This window comes from Paenibacillus sp. S02, assembly GCF_019454065.1.
Lineage (GTDB): Bacteria > Bacillota > Bacilli > Paenibacillales > Paenibacillaceae > Paenibacillus > Paenibacillus polymyxa_B.
Window position 1 is genome coordinate 2,921,839 of record NZ_CP073682.1, and the last position, 24,395, is coordinate 2,946,233.

Genomic DNA, 24,395 nt, shown 5'->3' on the forward strand with positions numbered 1-24,395 from the left:
ATATGAAATTGAAAAGTTTGTTTTTTGGCAAGCGGCTGGTCGTAGGCTTGTGCCTGTTCTTTTTGTGTGTTTGCGCAGTAACAGCTATCTTTGCTCCATGGATAGCTCCCCATGATCCGAACCAGATACGAATGGCTGACAAGCTCGTTCCATCCTCGGCTGAGCATTTACTGGGTACCGACCATTTGGGCAGGGATGTGTTGTCCAGACTCATCTATGGTGTCCGGATTACATTTGGACTGGTGTTGGGTGTCTTTTCCATATCTGTGCTGGTTGGTGTATCGATCGGCATGTTATCCGGTTACGTAGGCGGTTGGCTGGATCAGCTATTAATGCGGATTTGCGACGGCATGCTTGCATTTCCGAACCTCGTCCTTGTGCTTGGCATCGTTGGTATGCTTGGACCAGGGATATATCAGGTCATTATTGCACTGCTGCTGGTACAGTGGGTGTACTATGCACGTATGACCCGGGGTTTGGTGTTGCATCTGCGTTCCGAGCCGTATTTGCTGGCTGCCCTTATTAGCGGTTCCAGCCGATTAGCGATCCTGAGAAGACACGTTTTCCCGCATATTTTCCCGCAAATTGTGGTGATCGGTACGCTAGAGATGGGGTGGGCCATCATGGATATTTCAGCTCTTTCCTTCCTGGGACTCGGCATTCAGCCGCCTACCGCGGAATGGGGAGCGATGATTAATGAAGGACGCGGCTATTTGCGCGAACACCCTTCCATAATGCTATATCCGGGATTGTGTATTTTACTTGTAGTCACTGCGTTCAATGTACTGGGGGAGTCGCTCTCCCAACTGCTCGGCGTAAATAAAGTGAAGGAGAGGAGCACCCGCAATGTTCGAAGAACATCACGTCAGATCGGCAACTCCTGAACCATTGCTTGCACTTCATAATGTCTGTGCCGATGTGATCGAAGACGGCGCTTCTCAACGATTGCTGCATGATGTTTCGTTTTCGTTGCAGCCTGGACGCGTCGTAGGTCTTGCAGGACAGAGTGGCAGCGGCAAAACGCTAACCTGCCGATCGATTCTTCAGCTACTCGATCCTGCCATCCGCATAAACGGCAGCATCAGACTGAGAGGTGATGAACTGAACGGCATGACTGAAGAGCAGTTACGCACCATTCGCGGAAACGATATTGGATATATTGTTCAAAATCCAATGAATGCACTGGCTTCTGTTCATACCATCGGAAGCCAGTTTGTCGAATCGATCCGCACACATGCCCGGTGTAGTAAAAAGGATGCGTTGACACTGGCTGTGCAGGCACTTGAAAGTGTAAGGCTGCCTGATCCGCCGGAACTTCTCAAACGATATCCGTTCGAGCTTAGCGGAGGCATGCTGCAACGCGTGTTGATTGCGCTAACGATGTGTCTGTCACCCTCCATCGTCATTGCGGACGAGCCCACCACAGCCCTCGATACCATTAATCAATACCATGTATTGGAGGAACTAGAGAGACTGCGGATGAACCAGGACGTTGCCATCCTGCTTATTACGCATGATCTTGACGTCATCGCAGAGATGGCAGATGAGGTCATCGTGATGCATGAAGGACGGATCGTGGAACATAACGACGTATTATCCATATTCAATCGACCACAACATTCCTATACACAAGAATTGCTACGCAGTCGGTTGAATGAATGGAGGGAAGAATGATGGCACTGCTAGAACTTTCTGGCGTCACTCACACGTATGATTCTGCGAACAACTCTTGGTGGAAATCGAAACAGAAGTTGCAGGGAGCAGTCGTGAAGGATATCTCCATGACGCTGGAGGCAGGACAATGCATCGGTTTGTTGGGGGGGAGCGGTGCAGGCAAGAGTACACTCGGCAAAATCATGCTTGGCTTGCAGCGCCCTCAACGGGGCTCAGTACTTATTGATGGTAAGGATATGTATGCTTGCGACAATAGAACGAAAAAGCAATTACGGAAGCATGTACAGGCCGTATTTCAGGATTGTTATTCTTCGGTAAATCCCAAGATGACGGCAGCACAAATCATCGGGGAGCCCCTGGACAATTTCGAGCGACTAACGAATGGGGAAAAGGATTACCGCATCGGCGAAGCTTTGGACATCGTGGGACTACCTGTAAGTGCCATGAACAAGCTGCCAAGACAATTCAGCGGTGGACAACTACAGCGCATTAACATTGCACGCGCCATGATCTCCAGACCCAGCTTTATCGTGCTCGATGAAGCTGTCAGCAGCTTGGATATTGCCAACCAGGTACATATTATCGACGTTTTACGCGATTTAAAGGAACAACGGGATATGTCCTACGTATTCATCACGCACAACCTGAAGGCTGCTTTTGCGCTATGTGACCGATGGACTGTATTAGATCAGGGTAGGTTATGCGGTAGCTTCTCTACGATAGCCGAGATGAAGGTATCCAGGGAACCAGCAGTTAATCAGTTGTTAGACGCCTCATTATCCGGACGTCCGGAGTTGGGTACAATTCGGAAGGACAGGCCTTTCTATGTTGACGCAGGGCAGCGTAAAGGCGCCTGGGCATGAATCGAAGCAAAGATTTGCCATACGCTCGCAACGGTGTATTTTCCCCCGTGTTGCTACGCCTATATGTCCTCACTTTTTTGTTTTATAGTGCTAACGCCTTCGTTCAGATGATATTGCCTCTCTATACGCAAAGCATTGGCTATGGAAACGACAAGATCGGCATGATCGTGGGGATGTATTTGCTAGTTAGCATGCTGCTGCGACCATGGGCGGGAATCGTCGTTGAACGATTCGGGATTGCCCGCATTCTCCGTTTTATTCTGGCGGGGCATCTGTTAGTTTTGCTATTGTTTGTATGGCAGGGCAACGTTTCTTACATTATTATCCGGGGTTTGCAAGGCGCTGTCGCCGCATTCTTTTCGTTGACCGTGCAAATGGCTGTTATGGACCTGTTGCCCGAGCGTGACCGTGCTCAGGGATTATCTCTATACTTGTTGTTTGGTTTGCTACCCTCGGTTATGATGCCTGCACTGGGATGGATCGCCTGGGAAAAAGCTGGACTGAACGGATTTTACGCAGGACTTTTGGTTTTGAGCGCATTGACGCTCATCTCGGGCTATGGAACAGGAAGAGCCACGCAGCACATCAAAGCGGCAAAGCGTCCCGCGGAGCAAACGACAACCAAGCATGAAATAGATAGAAGCGCACGATCCACGCTCTGGAACCGTCACTTCATGCTAAGCAGCCTCGTGATGATGAGCGCAACGATTGGGTTTGGCGCGGTAACGGCGTTTCTTGCCTTGTATGTGATACAGACCGGAATCGGCAATGCGGGGGTGTTTTTTGCTATTCAATCGGGCGTGATCGTGACAGCAAGATTTGCTTTCCGTAAGAATCTGCCTTCGGACGGGAACTGGCATTCCGTATATGTCGGCATGCTGTTGGTTTCGCTTACGATAGGTCTGGCACTTGTGGCTTTTGCCCCAGTAACAGGTAATGCATGGATGCTGTACGGGGGCGGTGCGATGATCGGCTATGGCATAGCTAATGTGTATCCTGTGCTTGCCGCTTACCTGAGCATCACACTCGGAAAAGAACGCCGAAAAGTATGGATGGGGTTATTTATCTCCATGTCCGATTTTGGAACCGTGATTGGTAGTCTCGTTCTAGGCCTGGTGGCAGACTCCGCCGGTTACAGAGCCATCTTCTGGATTTCTGCCAGCGTTTCTCTCTGCGTTGCCTTGTTTGTTGCCTTGAGTAGCCGCTGGATGAATGCCCAGCCGTAAGATTAAGAGAACATACACTTACCTGATCAAGAATCGAGTTTAGCATTGGCATCGTTGAGAGATGGCAAGCTGCCAGTCATCGGTGTAAGTTAGATATGGGGTAGGGCTTAAATCGTTCTTGGACGATTTAAGCCCTGTTTTGTTCGTCGGCAAATAAGTCTTGAACGTTCTTGAAGTGAATATCGCTAAGAACGCTCGATATTTTTTCTATGGATAAACGGTCCTGTTTTTGAACCCAGTAAGATGCAATGCTGTGAAACATCGTTTCCAAAATTCGAGTAAACGTATGTGGGTCAACGTTTCGGATATCCCTGATGTACAGTGACACAAAGTTTCACCCTTTTGAGGAGTTTGTAACATTTAGAGCGGCAGTAAATTTGGAATTACTTAGTGGTACGGCTAGATATAATTTTGCTTAAATCGACATTATATAGTTTGGTTTGACAAAAATGATCTTTTTCGAAAGAGGAGTGCAAAGTACTTTGACGAATTAGGTTTTTAATACTATTTTTCACAATGAGGCGGGCATATGTATAAACCTATTATTTCAAAAAAACTCGGGGTAAATAGATGGTTTGCTTTTAGTAAGAAGTTAAACCGGGAGGTTAGGCTATATGGACAACTTGAGTATGACCACTGGGTATTAATTGAAATGGATCCGCAAGTAATAAACTATTGCGAAAAGCCCTTAGAAATTAATCATTCATACTTTGGAAGACCTGACACGGCCTTGATCGATATGTGGGTGAAAAGGAAAAGTCAAGAGGAGTTTATAAATATTGCCCACTCCCATCAATTGGACTCTCATAATGAAAATTACTCTTGTTTTGTTTCATGTTATTTCGGAATAATAGATCAAAGTAAACGTTTTCACGAAACGTCGTTCCAATTTGTCTAACGAACTCGGAATAGGATTGAATGCGCTTCAAATTGTTGTTAAGTTATATCCGTAACCTCAAGTCCTAGGCTACTTGACGCACATACATCAACGAGGAAGAAAGGGATAACCTGATGAGTAAAAAGTACGAGAAACTTGCCATACAAATTATGGAGATGGTCGGTGGGGAACAAAACGTTGCATCCTTGGCTCATTGTCAGACAAGACTGCGTTTTGTTCTGCATGATGATAAGAAAGCTAATAAAGATGGTGCCAAGAAGTTGGAGGGCGTAGCCAACGTTGTTGAAAGTGGTGGACAATTTCAAGTCATTATTGGAACACAGGTTGAAGAAGTGTATGAGGAAATCACTAAACATACAACATTAACAGACAATGAAAATCCGGATCAGAGCAATAAGAAGAAGCCGAATTTGTTAAATCGATTCATTGATTTTATATCTTCCACATTTAGCCCGGTTATTCCGGCAATCACAGGAGCAGGAATGACCAAGGCATTACTTGCCTTGCTATTATTGTTCGATTTGATCTCAAGAGAATCCCAAACGTATTACATCATTGCATTTATGGCCGATTCGGTCTTTTACTTCTTGCCGTTTTTCCTGGCGTATAGTGCAGCTCAAAAGTTGAAAACCAGCCCTTTCCTCGCGGTTGCTTTGGCTGGGGTGTTATTGCACCCGAATTTCATTCAATTGCAAACTGCTGGAGAAGAAGTTCATTTATTTGGACTGCCAGTCAGGCTGGTAAGCTATAGCACCTCTGTTATACCTATTTTATTGATTGTTTTTGCTCAGTCCTATATTGAACGTTTCCTCAAAAAACTATTTCCAGATGCCATCAAGATCATTTTTGTTCCGATGTTTACGGTTCTGATCTCTGGAATATTAGGTTTAACAATTATCGGTCCGATGGGTTCTTATGTCGGTGATTATATTGCGATTGGATTTGAATGGTTAGCCAATTACGGCAACTGGATTATTGTTTTCCTGGTAGCAACTTTATGGCCGATCATGGTGATGTTCGGTATTCACTATAGTATTTCTCCACTCAGCCAAATGCAGTTAGCAACAACTGGACTGGAAAATATTATTGGACCAGGTGCGATTCTTTCAAACATATCACAAGGGGTTGCAGCCCTGATCGTCAGTATGAAAGTAAAAGACTCCGCTCAGAAAAAAATAGCTACGGCAACGGGCACAACCGCATTAATGGGGGTTACGGAACCGGCACTTTACGGCATCAATTTACCCAAACGTTATCCGTTGATCGCAGCCATGATTGGTAGTGCGTTAGGTGGACTGTACGCAGGATTAACCAATGTGTTTCGATATGCAACAGGAGCTTCGGGAATTCCGGCTATCCCTCTTTATATTGGGGAAAACATCTGGAACTTGTATAACATCTTGATTGCTCTCGTGATCACTGTGGTTGTGACGGCCGTGTTAACGTATATTCTCGCGCTCAAGTATGAAAAGGACGAGAGTAAAGAAGCAGTTGAGCCGGATCATGCGGACGAACAGCTTCCAGCAATTCAGGACAGTATTATTAATAGCCCTTTGAAAGGAACAGCATTACCCCTAACAGAGGTTGCGGATGAAGCGTTCTCTTCAGAAGCCCTTGGAAAAGGCGTGGCTATCGAACCAAGCGAGGGCAGAGTGGTTGCACCTTTCAACGGTAAAGTGACGGCAGTGGCCCGTACAAAACATGCAATCGGACTGCAATCAGAAAACGGAACGGAAGTATTGATCCATATCGGCATAAATACCGTTAAGCTCAAAGGTCAACATTTTGAAACGCTTGTAGAAGAGGGACAACAAGTGGTTCAGGGTCAAGAGCTGGTATTATTTGATATCGAAAAAATCAGAGAAGCCGGCTTCAGTACGCAAGTACCTGTTATCGTAACGAATTCAGCCGAGTATTCCAATGTAACGGCAACGATAGAGAAAACAGTAGATTTTAATGCACCATTGCTAACTTGTGTTAAATAATAAATGTATGAGGTGGATATCATGGGATTACGGCCTGACTTTCTATGGGGCGGAGCAACCGCGGCTAATCAAAGCGAAGGTGGATATAATTTAGGCAATAGAGGGTTAGCGAATGTCGATTTGGTGCCAACTGGAGAAGATCGGGCGGGAGTAAGCGCTGGTAAAATAAAAATGCTCGAATTCGATGATCAGCACTTTTATCCTGCCAAAGAGGCCATTGATATGTATCATCATTATATGGAAGATATCCAGCTATTTGCGGAGATGGGCTTTAAAACATATCGCATGTCGTTATCTTGGTCGAGAATCTTCCCGAATGGTGATGACGTAGCGCCGAATGAAGAAGGCTTGGCATTTTATGAGAGAATATTCTTGGAATTACGTAAGCATAATATTGAACCTCTCGTAACGTTAACACACTTTGATGTACCGCTTACGCTGATTAAGAACTACGGTTCATGGCGTAACCGGAAAATGATTGAGTTCTACGAAAATTATAGCCGAACGGTGTTTTGCCGCTACAAAGGTCTTGTGAAATATTGGCTTACCTTTAATGAAGTAAACATGATTTTGCATGCACCATTTTTAGGGGCTGGCTTGTGCTTCGAACCAGATGAAGATGAAGAACAAGTTAAATACCAAGCGATGCATCACCAGTTGGTAGCCAGTGCTGCTGCAACGAAGATCGCCCACGAAATAGACCCGGACAATCTGGTTGGATGTATGCTTGCGGGAGGAAACAACTATCCTTATTCTTGCCGCCCCGAGGACTACGCCAAAGCCATAGAAAAGGATCGGGAGAATTATCTGTTCATTGATATTCAATCAAGGGGCGCATATCCGAATTATGCGCTTAAGAAATTTGAGCGGGAGAACATTCATATTGAAATGGAGAACGGTGATCAGGAGCTGTTAAAACAGCACACGGTGGATTATATATCCTTCTCTTATTATGCTTCAAGGGTTGTATCTACGGACCCATCAGTGACGCATGAAACGGCGGGAAATATCTATAAATCTGTTAAAAACCCATATTTGAATTCTTCAGAGTGGGGTTGGCAGATCGATCCAATGGGACTCAGATCTGCGCTGAACATGTTATATGATCGATACCAGAAACCATTGTTCATTGTAGAAAATGGTTTGGGTGCTATGGACGTTCCAGATGAGAATGGTTATGTTGAAGATGATTACAGAATCGATTACTTGCGTGAGCATATCAAAGCCTTCAAGGCTGCTGTTGAAGAAGATGGCATTGAACTACTCGGATATACCAGTTGGGGCTGCATTGATCTGGTAAGTGCAAGTAAAGGTCAGATGAGCAAACGATATGGATTCATATATGTTGATCGGGATGATGATGGGAATGGAACATTGAAACGTAGCAAGAAAAAATCATTTTATTGGTATCAAAAAGTGATCCAAAGCAACGGTGAGGATTTAGCATAACTATGTTATAGTTAACCAAAGGTTGTGATGGTGGATGTACCTATTTCAAAGAATTGAAGAGGTCATATTGCAATATAATGATACCAGGAGAGCCATTGGTGAGTTTGTGCTCAAGGAAAAATCAAATCTGCGCCGTATGAGCATGGATGAAGTAGCGAAAAGCACGTATACTTCAAAGGCCACTTTGGTTCGCTTTGCCAAAACCGTTGGATATTCGGGCTGGCGTGAGTTTATCGTCGCTTTTATGGATGAAGTTGTGTATGAAGAGAAATCTCGTGCAGAGATTGATGCCAATTTTCCTTTTAAAGAAAAGGACACCCTTCAGGTGATCGCAAACAGTATCGCCATTTTACAGACCGAAAGCATATCAGATACGATGAATCTGCTTGATATGACGATGCTTGATCAGGCAATGAGTTTATTATTTAACTCAAGAAAGATTACTGTATTTTGCATTAGTCCTTATATTTATTTGGCAGAGGTCTTTCGACGTAAAATGCTCACCATCGGGATCGCTGTTGAGATTGCCAAACCTCTTGAAGCAAGTTTGTCAGCACAGGCTTTAACGGATCAGGATTGTGCGATTCTCATTTCATATTCTGGTAATAATGAAATACTGGAGCCCATCTCACATATCAAAACGTTGAAAAAACGCGGCGTCAACATGATTGGGATCACCAGCGTCGGGGACAATTACATTAAAAAAAATGTAGACTGTATACTGATGATGTCATCGAGAGAACGGTTGTATAGCAAAATTTCTAATTTTGCGACAGAGGAATCGGTACACTTTTTATTAAATGTGCTGTTCTCGTGCTATTTTAAGCAACATTATCAAGAAAATATCGATCATAAGATTTTCAGTGCAAAAGAGATTGAGCGACAACGATATTCAACACTCAATCTGATGAAAGAGAATCATCAAGCGCATGAATGATCGGGAATGACAATAGCATGATGGAGTGTAGCAGCCGTTAATCCTTTAGGATTAGCGGCTTTTTTTATTTTAAGGAACCAAGTTCTTGTCCCAAGCTAAAAGGACCCTGCAGCGATTGCACTCAAAACTTGCAACTTGTTTAACCCCAGCAATTTTAATTGGACATTCGCTCCTAGCGCAGGTTGCCAATTCAAATCCGTTTAAATTAAATGTTTGACATGAGTAACCAAACTGATGAATATAAGATACTTCAAAATACAGTTGAAGCATATATGTAAACCATATTTCTCTTGAGATCTTGGACCATCTGCCCGAACAAGAGAAACGATCAGGCATGATGTCGGGTGATAGGAACATTATCTCATTAATTGCTGCGAAAATCGCAGTTTTTTTATTTTATGGGATAAATTTCTTGTCAAAACCAAATGACAAGAAATTTATCCCATTTCCGATTTTGACAAGAATATTATCTCATTCCTGAAGAATCAATCCGGGTTATTGAATCATTTCACGAACGAGCAGCGACTATCATAGGAGCATCCCTTAAATCACAGGCTTGATCGTTCACGGCAGAAAGTGAAAAATCTGTAATCTCAGGATCATCATCGGAAGTATTGAGAAGCGGATAGGCGAATTGAAGATTTCAAACATTTATACAATAAGAAACGTCCCTGTTGTCTTCCATATCTTCAGTCTTTTTAACCGCTGGCACAAGGTTCCGCAGCTAAGTAACGTACGATATACACCTCGCCGTTTGATATACCAAGAAGCAGTCAGCTTTCTGCTGGCTGCTTTACTTTTGGTTGTTATTTTGAGCGAGATGTTGACGCTGCTCCAAAATGCAGAATATTGTCGATAACTTTCGATGGCAGGTTAAGTAAGGTTGAACCTCTGTTTTGAAATCCGGATAAATTCGGACGTAGCTGCAGTTTCATAAGTATCTTTACGACGTATGAATAGAGTCGGTGTTATATAAGATTTATCCGATATCTTATGAGAGCGTAAGTTATATTGAACCATGGCTCTCTCAATTACCGAGCGAGGTAAAAGGGAGACACCAAGGCCAGCGTGAATACATCCGAGGATCCCCTCCAATGTTCCGAATTCCATGATCTTAGCAGGAATAATTCCTTGCAAATGTAACCAATCCTCGAGTTTTCGTCGGTATGAACATCCAACACGAAATACCAGTAAAGTCAGATTCCGCAATTGTTCGGGCTGACCGATTGAGGGAAACTGTTCTCCTGATATGAGTGCAAGTTCCTCAACACCTACCTCAGTAATATCGAGCTCAGCATGATCAACTGGTGCAGCTACGAAAGCTCCGTCCAACTCATATTTCAACACTAAATGGATAAGTTCTTCCGTCGTTCCAGTTTTTAATGCCAAATCCACCTCTGGATAAGATTTATGGTAATCGGTGAGAATAGACGGTAGCCGAATCGCAGCTGTGGTTTCGGGCGATCCGATCCGAAGCGGCCCTCTTGGGATTGTGTTATCTGCCACGACTCGTTCCGCCTCTTGAGTAAGAAAGACAATTTTCTCAGCATAGGACTTGAGTGTCTCTCCTGATGTTGTGAGCCGAACCCCTTGGCGTCCACGACGAAATAGCGCTATTTTCAGTTCTTTTTCAAGCTGCTGGATACGGATACTTATACTCGACTGAACATATTCCATTTTTTCGGCTGCTTTGGTAATGCTTCCTTCGTTTGCAACTGCCAGAAAAATCTGCAAGTCCCGGATGTCCACCGTCATTCCTCCATCTAATTATTGATTATTTTAATATTACCAATCGTATAAGTTCATTTTACACGATATTTGTGAGGAGTTACAATTAGTTTAGTAAGCGGCAGGTCTTTTGAAGAAAACAGGAGGTTGTAGTATGACGACTTATCATTCATTAGAGATAGAAGGATTAAACGTATTTTATCGTGAGGCTGGTAATCCGAATAATCCAGTCATTTTATTGCTTCATGGCTTTCCGTCCGCAAGTCATATGTTTAGAGAGCTAATACCTATTTTAGAAAAAAATTACTATTTAATTGCTCCTGATTATCCGGGGTTCGGGAATACCTCATCACCTGACAGAGAAGATTTCCAGTATACATTTGACCATATTACTGAAATTATCGAAACTTTCATCGATAAACTAGGGCTTGCTAAATATGCGTTATATGTCTTTGACTACGGAGCCCCTATTGGCTTTCGTATAGCTATGCACCATCCAGAACGTGTAACAGCAATAATAAGCCAAAATGGCAACATTTATCGTGAAGGACTAGGGGAAAAATGGGCGGCACGAGAAGATTATTGGCGTTATCCTACACAAGAAAAAAGAGAAAGTTATAGGACAGCATTTGCGCCTAACACGATCAAGGGCCAATATGTTGATGGAACAAAGGAAAGCCAAGTTTCCCCAGATAGCTATACTCTGGATATTGCTTATATGTCCCGGCTGGGAAATGATGAGAAACAATTGGATTTAATTTTTGATTACCAAAATAATGTGAAAATGTATCCGGAGTTTCAGCAGTATCTTCGCGAATATCAGCCGCCCTTATTAGCAACGTGGGGTAAAAATGATGTTTCATTTATTCCGGCTGGTGCTGAAGCTTTTAAAAAGGATTTACCTAAAGCCGAGATACATTTATTAGATACTGGGCACTTTGCATTGGAAACACATGCATATGAAATTGGAAAGCAAATGTTGGATTTTTTGAAAAACAATAAAAGGGTGGAATAGGGATAATTTGAATTTAGAAGGGTGACAAGTCAGTCTCATGGAGAATTCAGGAGCTAAAAATGCGAAATTGTTTAATTCCACAAAGACCATGATCGGTGGATTAGTTATGCTCATCATTTCAATGGGGATCGGACGTTTTTCATATACTTCCATACTTCCATTGATGCAATCACAAGCTCATCTATCCGCTACGGAATCCGGATATTTGGCAGGGAGTAATAACTTGGGTTACCTTATCGCTGCATTTGGTGCAGGTTTCATAACATGGGGGTCCCGAAGAGCCTATCATCTCCGGATGCAATTGGTACTCTGCATTATTTTAACAGGACTTATGGGAATCACTTCATCATTTTTATGGTGGATGGTTTTGCGCTTTCTGACTGGAGTTAGCAGTGGTCTTATTTTTGTTCTATCATCAAGTTTAGTGTTGGATGTGCTGTTTTCAGATAAACGTGAAAAATGGGTAGGTATATTTTACGGCGGGGTTGGTATAGGCATTGTTTTAGCTGGGTTACTTACGCCTGTTCTTAGCTTTTTCACTTGGAGGGGAACTTGGATCGGGCTTTTGATTATCAGTATCATCCTCATCATACCTGTTTGGTCATTTATCCACGATAAAGAGCCGAAACCTATAACTCAAAATGCTGAATCCCTGAGTTCATCAGCGGAAAATCCATCTATCTTCGGCTGGCTACTTGTTGCTTATGGACTTGAGGGGTTAGGTTATATAGTAAGCGCGACGTTTCTTGTGGCGATGGTTAAGCAAATGCCTCATATGTCAATTTTTGCTGACTTTAGCTGGATTATCGTTGGGATAGCGGCGGTACCATCAACAGTGATCTGGTCCTGGTGGGCGAGTAAAGTCGGTTACATCAAACCATTGATTATTGCGCTTATCCTGCAAGCTATTGGGATCATACTGCCTGTATGGCTTCCCAATATATTCGGCGTGACGTTAGGATCTGTCCTTTTTGGAGGCACGTTTATGGGCATTTCCATGCTTGCTCTCGCCGCGGCTCGTATGTCTAGACCATCCAGTGGTAATAGAGCAATTGCTTTGATGACAGGATTTTATGGTATAGGTCAAATACTCGGTCCAATCGGAGCCGGAATTGTGTTGGAAGTGGCGCATAGCTACAACCTATCATTACTTCTTTCTGCTTTGGTGCTTGTTGCTGCTGCTATTATATTGCTATCCGGTGCAGTTAATTCAAGTAAAAAAAGAGCGACAGGAAATTTGCAGCATGCTCGTATTCATCCTGATCAAGAGCTTAGTTAGATCCTGGGCAGTTTGCATTGGAATCAGATACAAATGGAATTGGTGAATTGATTCCTTTAATTGGAGGAATGAAAAATGAAAATAGGTTTTTTTGATTCTGGTATTGGAGGCATTACTGTATTGCATGATACATTAAAAGTTTTACCTAATGAAGATTATATGTATTACGCAGATACATTAAATGTTCCATATGGGAACAAAACAAAAGATGACATTAAAAAGTATGTTTTAGATGCTATAGAATTTATTAGCCAGCAAAAAGTAAAAGCGATAGTAATTGCTTGTAATACTGCCACAAGCGCAGCAATCGAGGAAATAAGGGCAAAATCCAGTATTCCAATCATTGGTATGGAGCCTGCTGTAAAACCAGCTGTTAAAACAAAAAAAAATATAGATAAACGAATTTTGGTAACTGCTACTGCTTTGACTCTAAGGGAAGAAAGACTTCAAAATCTTATTACTAAATTAGATAACGAACATGTTGTTGATTTATTACCTCTTCCGAAATTAGTTCAGTTTGCAGAAAGTTTTGAGTTTAACGAGCAAATAGTGCTGCCTTATCTTCAAGAACAATTATCTATATATGATTTAAGTAAGTATGAAACCATTGTTTTAGGATGTACTCACTTTTCTTACTATAAAAATATATTTAGAACACTATTTTCATCGGATGTTAATATCATTGATGGAAATAATGGAACTGCAAAAAAATTAAAAAAAGTATTGGAAGAAATGAATTCTTTAAATGAAGGCAACGGCAATATTTCATTCTATTGTTCAGGGGTCAAAGTCGAGGATAAGGCTAAATTAAAAGATTTTAATAACCTGTTCAAAAGGTTGGATGCTATTAACGAATATAATTAAAAAATCTGAGATTTTACAATAAAAGGAGGTTTTTAAAGGTGTTTGAGACTGATTTGACGCGTGCTTTTAAAATTCGATACCCGATTTTTCAAGCGCCGATGGCTGGTGGCGTTTCGACACCCGAATTAGTAGCGGCAGTTTCAAATGCCGGTGGGCTAGGTAACCTGGGGGGCGGATACTTAACGCCGGAGCAACTCCGTAGCGAGATCCAAAAGATCAAGCAACGAACGGACCAGCCTTTCGGAGTAAACTTGTTTGTGCCTGAGCAATCAGAAGAGTCGGAAGAAGCCATTTACCGGATGACAGATTATCTGAATAAATACCGCATCAAACTTGGCACTGCTCAAAATCCAGCAATTATGAAGTTTTCAGAATCATTTGAGGAGCAGGTACAGGTACTGTTGGAGGAGCGTGTTCCCGTATTTAGTTTCACTTTTGGCATACCATCTCAAGACGTGATCCAAACCATGAAACAGCATGGAATATTCATCATTGGAACTGCAACAACTGTTGATGAAGCCAAGCAATTGGAAGCAGCTGGTGCAGATGCAATTGTGGCTCAGGGGAGCGAAGCAGGAGGGCATAGGGGGACCTTCATGAAAGATCCTTCCCATGCTTTGATAGGAACCATGGCTATTGTTCCGCAGATCGTTGACCATGTGTCGATCCCGGTCATCGCAGCGGGGGGAATCATGGATGGGCGGGGACTTGCAGCAAGCCTTGCATTAGGAGCCGCTGCAGTACAGATGGGCACTGCGTTTCTAGCCTGCCCCGAGAGCGGCGCCCACGAAACGTACAAACAGAAAATCCTCTCGACAAATGAGGACTCCACTGAAATTACACGTGCATACTCCGGAAAAGCTTCAAGAGGCATTCAAACAAAATTTATGATTGACATGCATCAGTACCCAGGAACAATTCCGGCTTACCCCATTCAAAACGCGATGACCCGGGACATTCGTCAGGCGGCTGCAAAAGCGAACAAACCCGAGTATATGTCACTTTGGGCGGGCCAGGGTCTTCGGTTAGCAGGCGACCAACCTGCCGCTTCAATTGTAAAACAAACCATTGATCAAGCCAGTGTTCTTGTCCGGAAATTTTCTTTTATTAGAATGGTTGATAATAAATAGGAAAAAATAATTTTTATTAAAAGGAGGAAGTTAAAATGCCATTACTTCGTTTTGATCTTATTAAAGGACGAGATAAAGCAGGCCTGAAAAAACTTTTGGATGTTGCCCACCAAGTTGTTGTGGAAGCTTTTGACGTTCCTGAGCGAGATCGTTATCAAATCGTTCACGAACACCCGGCGGACCATATGATTATTGAGGATACTGGGCTAGGATTTAACCGTACCGATAGTCTAGTTATTCTCTCCATAATAAGCAAAGCCCGGCCAAAAGAGAAGAAACAAAAGCTCTATTCCTTACTGGCTGAAAGGTTAGAAGCTGAATGCGGCATCGCACCAACCGATTTAATGGTATCTATTGTTGAAAATAATGATGATGATTGGAGTTTTGGACTGGGGGAGGCACAATTTTTGACCGGTAAGTTAAGCTGATTCAACGCTAGCCGTTTCGATCTCAATCGGTAATATAACCAATATTAATCGCCCTTAAATTGGCCTGGTAGGCTAGTTGAAGGGCGATTTCCATGAGTCTTGGTATTGAGATGATAAAATAGGCTTATGGATGTTCAAAAATTACAATTACATACAAAGGGTAGCATCTAAATTTGAGTTTCGATTCTTACAGATGCCGGATATCATCAGAATCTCTTCAGAACCTTCTACGGCTAGATGGAGAACGCGAAAAAGACGTTCATTCTGAGTAAGATAAGCATAGTTACCAATTGAGCCTAAAAATAAGGTATCTTGTTGCGGCTTACAATACAGCATCTCTTCCTCATTGACCGAGTATAGGCAAAACTATCTTGAATTTTGGGGACAAAAGGCTATAATCATAATTCTTCCGATAGTAGAGATCTGAATTAGCTGGTCTCTAACCATCGGAGGTGTTCTTTTGCATATGGCAAATCCCTTTGTGCTCAATTTTCATTTATAACTGCAAATTGGAAATCTATCGTGTTATTCAGTAGAGCTAACGGTGCACCGCCAATGGTTTAACGGGCAGGGCAAGCAAACAATATGTTTATCCAATCATTCTGATGTGTAACAACCCAATTCATAGTAAGTATTATTGTTGAAATCAAAGCTTTTAATCACGTCAAGACCAAGCTTTTTGGTATGGGCAGCGTATGATCTGTGATTGATGTGGTTTATAAAAGTTATCAATATCGGATATTTTTTACTCATTTGCATTCTGGAAAAATCAAAAACCTTTCGGAGTACTTCCGTACCCCTGTAATCCATATCAATGCAAATTGGCCCATACTGATAAGTGTTTTCTGTAGAAAGCGTAATTCCCTTATATTCTGTATCTTTCAAATCGTCAGTCATATATTGAAAAAGAGGCCACTTAGCCCAATACTTCCACGAGGCAGCCATTACATAAGCAACAATCTTCTTGCCATGACATGCAATTGTAATTCCATTTTCCTTTTCAATTAATTCCTTAAACTGTTCTTCTGTAAATAAGGTTGTAACGAAGCCATCGGGTTTGTCTTTTTCACTAATGGTTGTAATGTGATATTTTTTTTGTAATTTCACTATAGCAGATATATCATCAACAGTAGCATTTCTATAAATCATTGTTATCCTCCTATATGAAATGAGCTAAAAAACTTATACCTCAGCATACATCATAATTGAAACCATTTTAAATGACAATTATTGAATTGTTTATGGGTACAGCGCCTACACATTTGGTTTGCAGTTATTTCATTCATTCCAGTCGATTGCTATCCGCTTCCCGGAACCTTGAAATCAAGGCAGACGTAATTTTTACTAAAGTTATATGAGTGTTTTGGACATTATAAAATATATTTTATCACCCCCGGATTTCTTCCCGTAACGGATCGATATCTTCTGTAATTGCAATATTCGTAATGTCCGCTTGTGTCAATTGAAACAGGAAAGGGAGGCATTTTTTCAGAACCGCTTTTTGTATCATGTTCAGTGCAGGCAGGTAGAGATTAAAGAAAATTTCAAAATTTTTTAGATGCAACGCCATATCCGACATCCCATGACCTTCATCCTTGTAAAGCGGGTGTTCTTCGCCATCTTCATCGCGTACAGTGGGGCGAATCTCTATGGGGTTCATTCTGCCATTGAAGTCGCCCCCCGCATTGATCCAGTCCCCATTGAGGTTCATACACAGTTCCCGATATTCGGATTCAGGATTGACAAAGATAATCTTAATCAGGATTTCTATACAGATAAGTCGCTGAAATCGCGGCTTTTTTTGTTTTAACGATGCAAGTTCTTGTCCCGAGCTAATGACCTGCGCCACCATGAAAATCAGAAGAGGGAAATTATAGATTTAGATTCAACTATGCATGCTGAAATAGAAAAAAATGGCATTTTATCTGCAATAGCTACAGAAGAATTGATTGATGTTGCTATGGTAAAGCTTAAAACAATTTGGGATACAGATGATCGTGTTGGTTTGTATCAGGTTCAACTATGAAGAAATCGTTATTTAAGATGAAAAGTTTTAAACCAATAAGTGTGACCATGAAAATTTGCGAAAATCCAAGTGATGAAAATAAAAGAATTCAATCTTACGTTGTAGCAAAGTTAAGGACATAAAAACAAGCATTTTAAAATCGCCTTTAGTAGGCGATTTTTTATTTTTGACTGGAATAATATTCATCGATTATAGTTAAATGTGGGGAATGAGATAATATTCTTGTCATCGACAAGTGGGGATGACAAGAGACAAATGATTTAGCCATCCATATATAATTACGTAAAATAATAATTTTACGAATAATTATTTATACACTATTTTGATAATAAGGAGGTTGGTCATCAGATGAATAAAGACATGCGACTTCATTACATAAAACGTATTGATGAAAAATGTGAAGAGCTACCCTGGTATGTTACTGAATACATAGATACTCGTAAACGTAAGCTGTCACACACAACCTTACTGAACTACTGCCATGATTTCATCATTTTTTTGACTGGCTCGTTTCCGAGAAATTTGCAGCTGACTGTCGTAAGGAAATTGAACTTTCAGTTTTAGAAGCGCTAACTGTTCGTGAAGTAGAGAATTTTTTATCCTTTTTGGAATATCATTTGGGAAATACAAAACTTACAATTAACCGGAAGCTATCGGCATTAAAATCCCTTTTTAATTACTTGCAAAACAAGGCTGAGACTCAGGACCTCAAACCATATATTCAGCGGAATGTGATGGCTAAGATTGAGTTTAATACCAGTAAGGAGACTCAAGAAACAGTTGCCAATCGTATAGAAGGAAAAATACTTCGGGAAGACGATTTCGAGAAATTTCGTCAGTTTGTGGCCCATGATTTCGGTGAGGTCAATAGAGCAAATAAAAGATTAATCCATTTCCATGAGTTTAATCGTGAACGAGATACAGCCATAGTATCCCTGATACTTGGATCTGGACTTCGCTTGTCAGAAGTAGCGGGTATTAATCTCGATGATATTGATATGAATAAAGCCCTCGTACGCGTTCTACGTAAGGGAAATAAAGAACAATACGTATATTTTAGTCAGCAAGCTTTATTTGATATGCAGGATTACTTGAAAATCAGGGCCATTAGATATATGACTGAAAAATCAGAAAACTATCTTTTTATAGCTGCGCCAATTGGTCGAAAAGGAGTAAGTAAGACGTCTAACACCTAGGTCCATTGAAAAGCTTGTTGAGAAATATGCAAAGGCATTTGGCAAACCTGCAGTGACAGTGCATTCTTTGAGGCATTCATTCGCAACTCGTTATCACCTGGAGAACAATAACGTACCTAGGTTGAAGAATCAGTTAGGGCATTCGTCTATACAAACAACCATGATCTATACACATTTGTCTGATGAAGAAATGAGAACTGCAGTTAATAATATGGATAAGTTTGAATATTAAAATGACACAAAGTTTAGCCCTTTAGGTAATGAGTGACACAAAGTTTGACCCGTTGAAGGATACGGTGACACAACTTTCTTAAACATGGCTTATTTGTGCCTTCTATAAATGTTAGAAGGGCTAATCTTTGTGTCACTGGACATTTTGGTCGTTCCTCCACAAAATAAGGAAAAGTCAAAAAAACGTGATGAGGCCATGCAGAAGTACTTAAAACAGCGCAAAAATCAAACTATTTAGATTCACTGACTGTATTTAAAGATCAAGTCGCCAAGTTGGCGGCTTTTTCATTTCTTGAAATTCATGTTACTTAAGTGATTTTAGAGGAAAATCATCTCCCTACAATTCACATATTAATCTATATAAAATGGGGGAAATTTCGAGGTTTATACATGAAAGTAGATATATTTATCCATGAACCAGTAAAAAACGGAGGAGCGTTCTTGTTTGAAATTATCAATTTGCTTTGTGTCACTGGACATGTACATCGACACAAAGTTACCAACCAAAGAAACCCTTATTTTATAAGGGTTTTTCTGTTTTTAGTAGGCAACTTTGTGTCATTATTTCGTGACACAAAGTTGCCTACTTGACTGGAGAAGTAAAAGTCTTATGCAATAGCATTACTGATACAGCTATGCTTATCTGTTCAGAAGCAAACTTTAGAAAATGAATAACGCTTTTCCAACAAGCGTTCACATGAAAAAATCCGTTCGATACTCTTTTAGAATTCGACAGAAAAGGTGTTTTTTCTACAAAGGAGTGTTTAATCAAAGATCGAATATATAGAACTTAGTCAAACTTATACAAAATATTGGAGGAAATGCATATTATGTACTCACCAGTCCGAAAGATAGAGAATGAGATGGGGAGAAAAAGATTTTATGTTTTTAATAAAAGGCTTAGTAGGGAGGTCAGACTTTATAACTCTCTTCAATATGATCATTGGGTATTAACTGAAACTGACCTTTCTGTCTTGGATTACTGTGAGAGGCCACATAAGATCACAGTTTCTGTGACTGGTAAAGTTGTAGAAACAGTTTTTGATATGTGGATTAAATCAGCAAATGAGGAAAAGTTTATATTCATAAAGTATTCCTCTCAAATAGACCCTGATGACAAACGTTCAAGTCAAAAAGCTACATAGAATTTCTTTTAATCGGTTCATTTGATGCCAGGCTTATGGCGCAAAATGCTTTAACCGCAGCAGAATCTATTGGACTTGGTGGCGTTTTTATTGGTGGTGTGAGAAGTAACATTAATGAATTATCTGAAATTTTGAATTTACCGAAGTATGTGATTCCTTTGGTGGGACTATGTATTGGTAGTCCATCTGGAAATAAACCTGAACTCAAGCCAAGGTTGCCTAAATCCATGGTTTTACATGAAAACCAGTATCAAACACTCGATAAACTGAAATTAGCAACTTATGATAAGACCATGTTGAAGTATTATGAAAATCGACCTGTAAAGGCCCCTCTCTCAGCGAAAAAAGTAAAAGGATGGAGTGACCACATCCATGATCATCTGCAATGAAGTATTCAGCCACAAATGATGGACTATCTCCACAAACAGGGATATGCCAAAAAATGAAGCAGGGAAGAAACTTTTTTGACCAGAAGGAAGTTCATCATAAATTAATTTGACACATCAAATTCGTCGTGATATAGTTAGCCCGCTAAATAACATTCGAGTCGAGGGATGATGAATTAATGACAGATCAAGTGGATTGTGATATTCGTCAGTCGTTAGATCGAATCTCCTCCCAAATGCGTCGAAATTATAGTGAATCTCTCAGGGAACTTAACCTTTATGTAGGGCAAGATAATTTGCTGTATCGTCTGTGGTTGGGTGATGGGGTAACACAAATGCAACTATGTGAACACTTAAAATGCGAACCGCCTACGGTAACGAACATGGTTAAATCATTGGAGCAGAACGGATTTATATATCGTAAACGTGATGAACAAGATGCAAGGATAATGCGCATTTTCCTAACGGACAAAGGCAAAGAATTAGAGACACCGGTTGAGATCAAATGGAGACAGCAGCAGGAAAAACTACTTCAATCCATTTCTACGGAAGATCGGCTGATATTAAGACAATTAATGCAACAAATCGAGAATAATCTATCATGAGTTCTCCATCTTCTTTAATATATTTAGCAAGCTAAACATTTGCTGATTTAATAACACAACGAGAAATGGTGCATTATTATTGGCTGCATCCCTATGTGTAATCATCCGAAGAAGGGGGAGTACCAGCGTCGCTGTCACCAGGGACAAAGTAGATGGATAAATATGTTAAATATAAGTTCTGGGAATTTCGCTATGATTGGAGAAATACCAGCGTCTCAAACGTATGGAATAAACCTACATTTATCTTGTTGGGTTGTTTATGTTAATGTGCAAAGACAGAGCTTGGCTGCCGACATTGATCGGCAGCCTAGTCTTATTTGGAGATTGAACTATCGTTTCCCGTTAGCGCAAGTACATTACATTAATTCACCGTCTTAATCTCCAGGCCGTGACCGTGACATTTAAAGTTATAGTTAGGGTTTTTCATAACCTCTTCTTTCTGAAGTTCATACATGGCAATTTTATAGTTTATTTCTTCCATGTGTTTAAAACTTTCGTCAATTTTCTTCTGAAGTTCCAATTTATGCTGTATCAACATCTCCTCTCTTTGCAAAAAGGTGCTATTTCCCAATTCATAAAGTTCCTTGTAATCCTTGATTTTTGAAAGAGGCATTCCTGTCTCTTTGAGACAACGAATAAAAGAAATCCAATCTATTTGTTGTTGGTTATAAACTCTACGGCCTTTTTCGTCACGAGATATATTTGGTAATATCCCCTGCTCTTCATAAAACCTAAGTGTCTTTGCAGATACATTTAAATTCTCCACTACGTATGTCATTGAATACAACATCTACTTGTCCCACCTTTAGTTACAGTTACTGTAACTAAATATATATCATAAAGAGAATGAAAGCACAACAATTCTATATGTAATCATATAAAAATAAATCCTTGACCTACTGTAACGGTAACCAATTACACTGAAACAGAAAATAAAATATGATAGCGAGGTTAAAGAAATGAATCAAAAATATAGTAGGTTATTTGAATCCTTCACATTCAGAAGTGGGATAACAATGAAGAATAGAATTGTTATGGCACCTATGACAACCTGGTCAAGCAATGACGATCTTACCATTTCGGATGACGAAGTAAAGTATTACAAACAAAGAGTGAATGGAGTAGGACTCGTCATTACAGGGTGTACTCATGTTACACCGAATGGACAGGGTTTTACGAATGAATTCGCCGGGTACAATGATGAATTTACTCCAAGTTTACGAAAATTAGCTGAGGCAGCGAAAAGTGGAGGCTCTCCTGCGATCCTACAGATTTTTCATGCTGGCAATAAAGCTTTGCCCGAATTGGATGCAGTTAGTGCGAGTGCATTGCAACCCGAAATTACTAATTTAGGTTCAACTCCAGAAACAAGAGAACTATCACATGAGGAGATTTTGTCGATTGTACGTGCTTTTGGAGACACAACAAGACGAGCGATAGAAGCCGGATTTGATGGCGTCGAAATTCATGGGGCACATGGATTTTTAATTCAAAACTTCTGGTCGCCAGCAACGAATCAACGGACGGACCAATGGGGAGGATCACTTGAAAATCGCTTGCGTTTTCCATTGGCGATTATTAACGAAATCAAAAATGTCATTGAAAAACATGCTACAAAACCATTCATTTTAGGATACCGATTTTCACCTGAAGAATCCTCCAAAGTGGACGGATTACGTATGAAAGACACGTATGAATTAATCGATATTCTTGTTGAACAGAATTTGGATTATATACATGCTTCATTAGATAATGTGTCTTCAAAGCCGGTAGATAGTCAAGGTGAAAAAACACGGCTTGAATTAATTCTTGAAAGAGCAAACGGTAAGGTACCTGTGATGGCTGCTGGTTCCATAATAACACCGGATGATGCTCTTAAAGCTGTGGAATTAGGATTGCCGCTAGTTGCCATTGGGCATGCGTTAATTATGAATCCTACTTGGGTTGAAATGGTCGCAAATGGACGAGAAGCCGAGGTAGATTCTGAGTTGAACGTTTCAAAACTCGACCAGCTTAATATTCCAGAAAAACTCTGGAATGTAATTCAAGCAATGCCCGGTTGGTTTAATATTGGGAAATAAAAAGTAGTCCTAAAGGCTACTCAGATTGACGAGAAACCCACGTCTTTTATGAGACTTCGGGTTTCTTTTGCTAATTCTTAAGTGCTCCGTCCATCCGTAGTTCGGTAGGGCAATTCTTACTGTTGCGGACACACATACTGCGAATGTTTCGATCTTGAAGGGGTACCGCCAGCAAAACGCAGATTTACAACGCTAAGGAATTCTGAGTACAAAAATAGCCGGTTTTCACACGTTAAGGGTGTAACCGGCTTTTATGCTATCCTTGGTTCAGCGGACGTAATGATTCTAAGATACTAGGCGTTGCATCAGCCATTTTTGTTAAGCCTATATTGGTACCCATAGCCATGAGCGATGCCAGAACAATCGGTTTTTCTTCGGATTTAGGTTGACGATTGGTTGAAGCATGAATGAATTGCTCGTCAAACCCAGTCCAACTTGCTACTTCTAAAAGTAGGTCTGTTAGCTTTACCCGTGGCAACATGCCGTAGAGAGCAGCGCTATATTGTTTCGCCTCTTCTGGAGCATCTTTTTCAAGCCGATTAACATGTAGTCTACCTTTTTCAACGTTTACTCCATCAAGCGCATCGATGTTGTCACCAATCCACTGTAATCGACGGAAGCTACCATACGTGCCAACAGAGGAAGAACTTAAGCGTTATTACGAAGTAGTCTGGAAGTCGAAAAATTTCCAGGACATGTTGATTGTCAAGACACTCATGTCTACCGGTATCCGCGTTAGCGAACTAATCAATATTCGGCTGACGGATATTGATTTTTATTACTGCCAAGTTCGCATTAATAATGGAAAGGGCAGCAAGGATCGCATCGTTCCATTCCCTCAGTCATTTAAAGAACTGCTGGCCATGCACGCTGACGCGATGAAGAAAAAACATGCGGTCTATTTATTTGAATTATCGTGGAAGAAAAAGTACACGGATCGGGGAATACGAAAGATTTTGGCCAAATATTCGGAGGAAGCTGAACTTGCTCAAAACCTGTCGCCACACAAGCTGCGTCATTTTCTGTTGACCTGGCTCAAAAAGCAGCGCATCGATGACGCACTCATACAGCCGTATTCCGGTCATGAAAGCCGGAAGTCATTGGAAATCTATTCGAAGCTTGCAATCACAGATGCCCAGCAAGAATATAACGAGGTTATAAATAAATTCCCCATTTAATTTACATCTACTTTGCCCTTGGTGACAGCTACGCTGGTACTACCCCAAGAAGAAAGGTTACCTTTTGAAAA

General features: G+C 41.0%; 22 protein-coding genes and 2 pseudogenes. 19 read left to right on the forward strand and 5 right to left on the reverse strand.

Annotated features, from left to right (window positions below; all coding sequences use genetic code 11):
- Positions 1-2: 2 nt before the first annotated feature.
- The 7 genes from nikC (at position 3) to KAI36_RS12740 (ending at position 9,032) form a co-directional block, all read left to right on the forward strand.
- A complete protein-coding gene (gene nikC / locus KAI36_RS12710) occupies positions 3-884 on the forward strand; it encodes a nickel transporter permease (RefSeq protein WP_220027935.1) in 882 nt (293 codons plus the stop codon).
- A complete protein-coding gene (locus tag KAI36_RS12715) occupies positions 847-1,674 on the forward strand; it encodes an ABC transporter ATP-binding protein (RefSeq protein ID WP_220027936.1) in 828 nt (275 codons plus the stop codon). The genes nikC and KAI36_RS12715 overlap by 38 nt, the downstream gene beginning before the upstream one ends.
- Positions 1,671-2,537 carry an ATP-binding cassette domain-containing protein gene (locus tag KAI36_RS12720; RefSeq protein ID WP_258382293.1) on the forward strand — a complete coding sequence of 289 codons (867 nt, stop codon included), beginning with the start codon at positions 1,671-1,673 and terminating at the stop codon, positions 2,535-2,537. Before KAI36_RS12715 ends, KAI36_RS12720 begins: the two co-directional genes overlap by 4 nt.
- Positions 2,534-3,763 carry a staphylopine family metallophore export MFS transporter CntE gene (gene cntE, locus KAI36_RS12725; protein WP_220027937.1) on the forward strand — a complete coding sequence of 410 codons (1,230 nt, stop codon included), beginning with the start codon at positions 2,534-2,536 and terminating at the stop codon, positions 3,761-3,763. Before KAI36_RS12720 ends, cntE begins: the two co-directional genes overlap by 4 nt.
- 1,011 nt (positions 3,764-4,774) lie before the next feature.
- On the forward strand, positions 4,775-6,646 hold the full coding sequence (locus KAI36_RS12730; RefSeq protein WP_220027938.1) for a beta-glucoside-specific PTS transporter subunit IIABC: 1,872 nt from the start codon (positions 4,775-4,777) through the stop codon (positions 6,644-6,646).
- Positions 6,647-6,667: 21 nt separating this feature from the next.
- A complete protein-coding gene (locus KAI36_RS12735) occupies positions 6,668-8,095 on the forward strand; it encodes a 6-phospho-beta-glucosidase (protein WP_220027939.1) in 1,428 nt (475 codons plus the stop codon).
- 34 nt (positions 8,096-8,129) lie between these two features.
- Positions 8,130-9,032, forward strand: a complete 903-nt coding sequence (locus tag KAI36_RS12740; protein WP_258296918.1) for a MurR/RpiR family transcriptional regulator — start codon at positions 8,130-8,132, stop codon at positions 9,030-9,032.
- Between the two features lie 873 nt (positions 9,033-9,905).
- Here KAI36_RS12740 and KAI36_RS12745 read toward each other — a convergent pair.
- On the reverse strand, positions 9,906-10,781 hold the full coding sequence (locus KAI36_RS12745) for a LysR family transcriptional regulator (RefSeq protein ID WP_220027941.1): 876 nt from the start codon (positions 10,779-10,781) through the stop codon (positions 9,906-9,908).
- A 133-nt stretch (positions 10,782-10,914) separates the two neighbouring features.
- On the opposite strand from KAI36_RS12745, the gene KAI36_RS12750 reads away from it, so the two are divergent.
- From KAI36_RS12750 to KAI36_RS12770, 5 genes are all read left to right on the forward strand, one after another.
- On the forward strand, positions 10,915-11,775 hold the full coding sequence (locus KAI36_RS12750) for an alpha/beta fold hydrolase (RefSeq protein ID WP_220027942.1): 861 nt from the start codon (positions 10,915-10,917) through the stop codon (positions 11,773-11,775).
- A gap of 37 nt (positions 11,776-11,812) precedes the next feature.
- Positions 11,813-13,054: a YbfB/YjiJ family MFS transporter gene (locus KAI36_RS12755; protein ID WP_025722164.1), complete on the forward strand. Its 1,242-nt coding sequence runs from the start codon at positions 11,813-11,815 to the stop codon at positions 13,052-13,054.
- Between the two features lie 75 nt (positions 13,055-13,129).
- Positions 13,130-13,918 (forward strand): glutamate racemase, encoded by a 789-nt coding sequence (gene murI / locus KAI36_RS12760; protein WP_220027943.1) that lies wholly within the window; start codon positions 13,130-13,132, stop codon positions 13,916-13,918.
- A 38-nt stretch (positions 13,919-13,956) separates the two neighbouring features.
- The gene (locus KAI36_RS12765; protein WP_220027944.1) at positions 13,957-15,048 is read left to right on the forward strand and encodes an NAD(P)H-dependent flavin oxidoreductase; all 1,092 of its coding nucleotides are present in this window, start codon (positions 13,957-13,959) and stop codon (positions 15,046-15,048) included.
- 35 nt (positions 15,049-15,083) lie between these two features.
- Positions 15,084-15,476 carry a tautomerase family protein gene (locus KAI36_RS12770; RefSeq protein ID WP_025722166.1) on the forward strand — a complete coding sequence of 131 codons (393 nt, stop codon included), beginning with the start codon at positions 15,084-15,086 and terminating at the stop codon, positions 15,474-15,476.
- A gap of 597 nt (positions 15,477-16,073) precedes the next feature.
- Here KAI36_RS12770 and KAI36_RS12775 read toward each other — a convergent pair.
- Together KAI36_RS12775 and KAI36_RS12780 are read right to left on the reverse strand one after the other, a co-directional pair.
- Complete coding sequence (locus tag KAI36_RS12775; protein WP_025722167.1) at positions 16,074-16,625, reverse strand: GNAT family acetyltransferase; 552 nt, start codon at positions 16,623-16,625, stop codon at positions 16,074-16,076.
- Between the two features lie 238 nt (positions 16,626-16,863).
- On the reverse strand, positions 16,864-17,136 hold the full coding sequence (locus KAI36_RS12780; protein WP_220027945.1) for a hypothetical protein: 273 nt from the start codon (positions 17,134-17,136) through the stop codon (positions 16,864-16,866).
- A 162-nt stretch (positions 17,137-17,298) separates the two neighbouring features.
- Here KAI36_RS12780 and KAI36_RS12785 point away from each other — a divergent pair, with 162 nt between their 5' ends.
- From KAI36_RS12785 to KAI36_RS12805, 5 genes and pseudogenes are all read left to right on the forward strand, one after another.
- On the forward strand, positions 17,299-17,502 hold the full coding sequence (locus tag KAI36_RS12785) for a hypothetical protein (protein ID WP_220027946.1): 204 nt from the start codon (positions 17,299-17,301) through the stop codon (positions 17,500-17,502).
- A 348-nt stretch (positions 17,503-17,850) separates the two neighbouring features.
- Positions 17,851-18,930, forward strand: a pseudogene (gene xerS / locus KAI36_RS12790) (tyrosine recombinase XerS).
- Positions 18,931-19,759: 829 nt separating this feature from the next.
- Positions 19,760-20,074, forward strand: coding sequence for a hypothetical protein (locus KAI36_RS12795; protein WP_220027947.1), 315 nt, complete (start codon positions 19,760-19,762; stop codon positions 20,072-20,074).
- Between the two features lie 35 nt (positions 20,075-20,109).
- The gene (locus KAI36_RS12800) at positions 20,110-20,463 is read left to right on the forward strand and encodes a nitroreductase family protein (protein WP_258382294.1); all 354 of its coding nucleotides are present in this window, start codon (positions 20,110-20,112) and stop codon (positions 20,461-20,463) included.
- A gap of 176 nt (positions 20,464-20,639) precedes the next feature.
- A complete protein-coding gene (locus KAI36_RS12805) occupies positions 20,640-21,065 on the forward strand; it encodes a MarR family winged helix-turn-helix transcriptional regulator (RefSeq protein WP_220027948.1) in 426 nt (141 codons plus the stop codon).
- Between the two features lie 361 nt (positions 21,066-21,426).
- Here the strand turns inward: KAI36_RS12805 and KAI36_RS12810 are convergent, their stop codons facing one another.
- On the reverse strand, positions 21,427-21,855 hold the full coding sequence (locus KAI36_RS12810) for a MerR family transcriptional regulator (RefSeq protein WP_061828399.1): 429 nt from the start codon (positions 21,853-21,855) through the stop codon (positions 21,427-21,429).
- Between the two features lie 169 nt (positions 21,856-22,024).
- Here KAI36_RS12810 and KAI36_RS12815 point away from each other — a divergent pair, with 169 nt between their 5' ends.
- Positions 22,025-23,146, forward strand: a complete 1,122-nt coding sequence (locus tag KAI36_RS12815) for an NADH-dependent flavin oxidoreductase (RefSeq protein ID WP_220027949.1) — start codon at positions 22,025-22,027, stop codon at positions 23,144-23,146.
- A gap of 289 nt (positions 23,147-23,435) precedes the next feature.
- Here the strand turns inward: KAI36_RS12815 and KAI36_RS12820 are convergent.
- Positions 23,436-23,762, reverse strand: a pseudogene (locus KAI36_RS12820) (Tn3 family transposase); the annotation flags it as partial.
- A 13-nt stretch (positions 23,763-23,775) separates the two neighbouring features.
- Here KAI36_RS12820 and KAI36_RS12825 point away from each other — a divergent pair.
- Complete coding sequence (locus KAI36_RS12825) at positions 23,776-24,324, forward strand: tyrosine-type recombinase/integrase (RefSeq protein ID WP_258382295.1); 549 nt, start codon at positions 23,776-23,778, stop codon at positions 24,322-24,324.
- Positions 24,325-24,395: the final 71 nt, after the last annotated feature.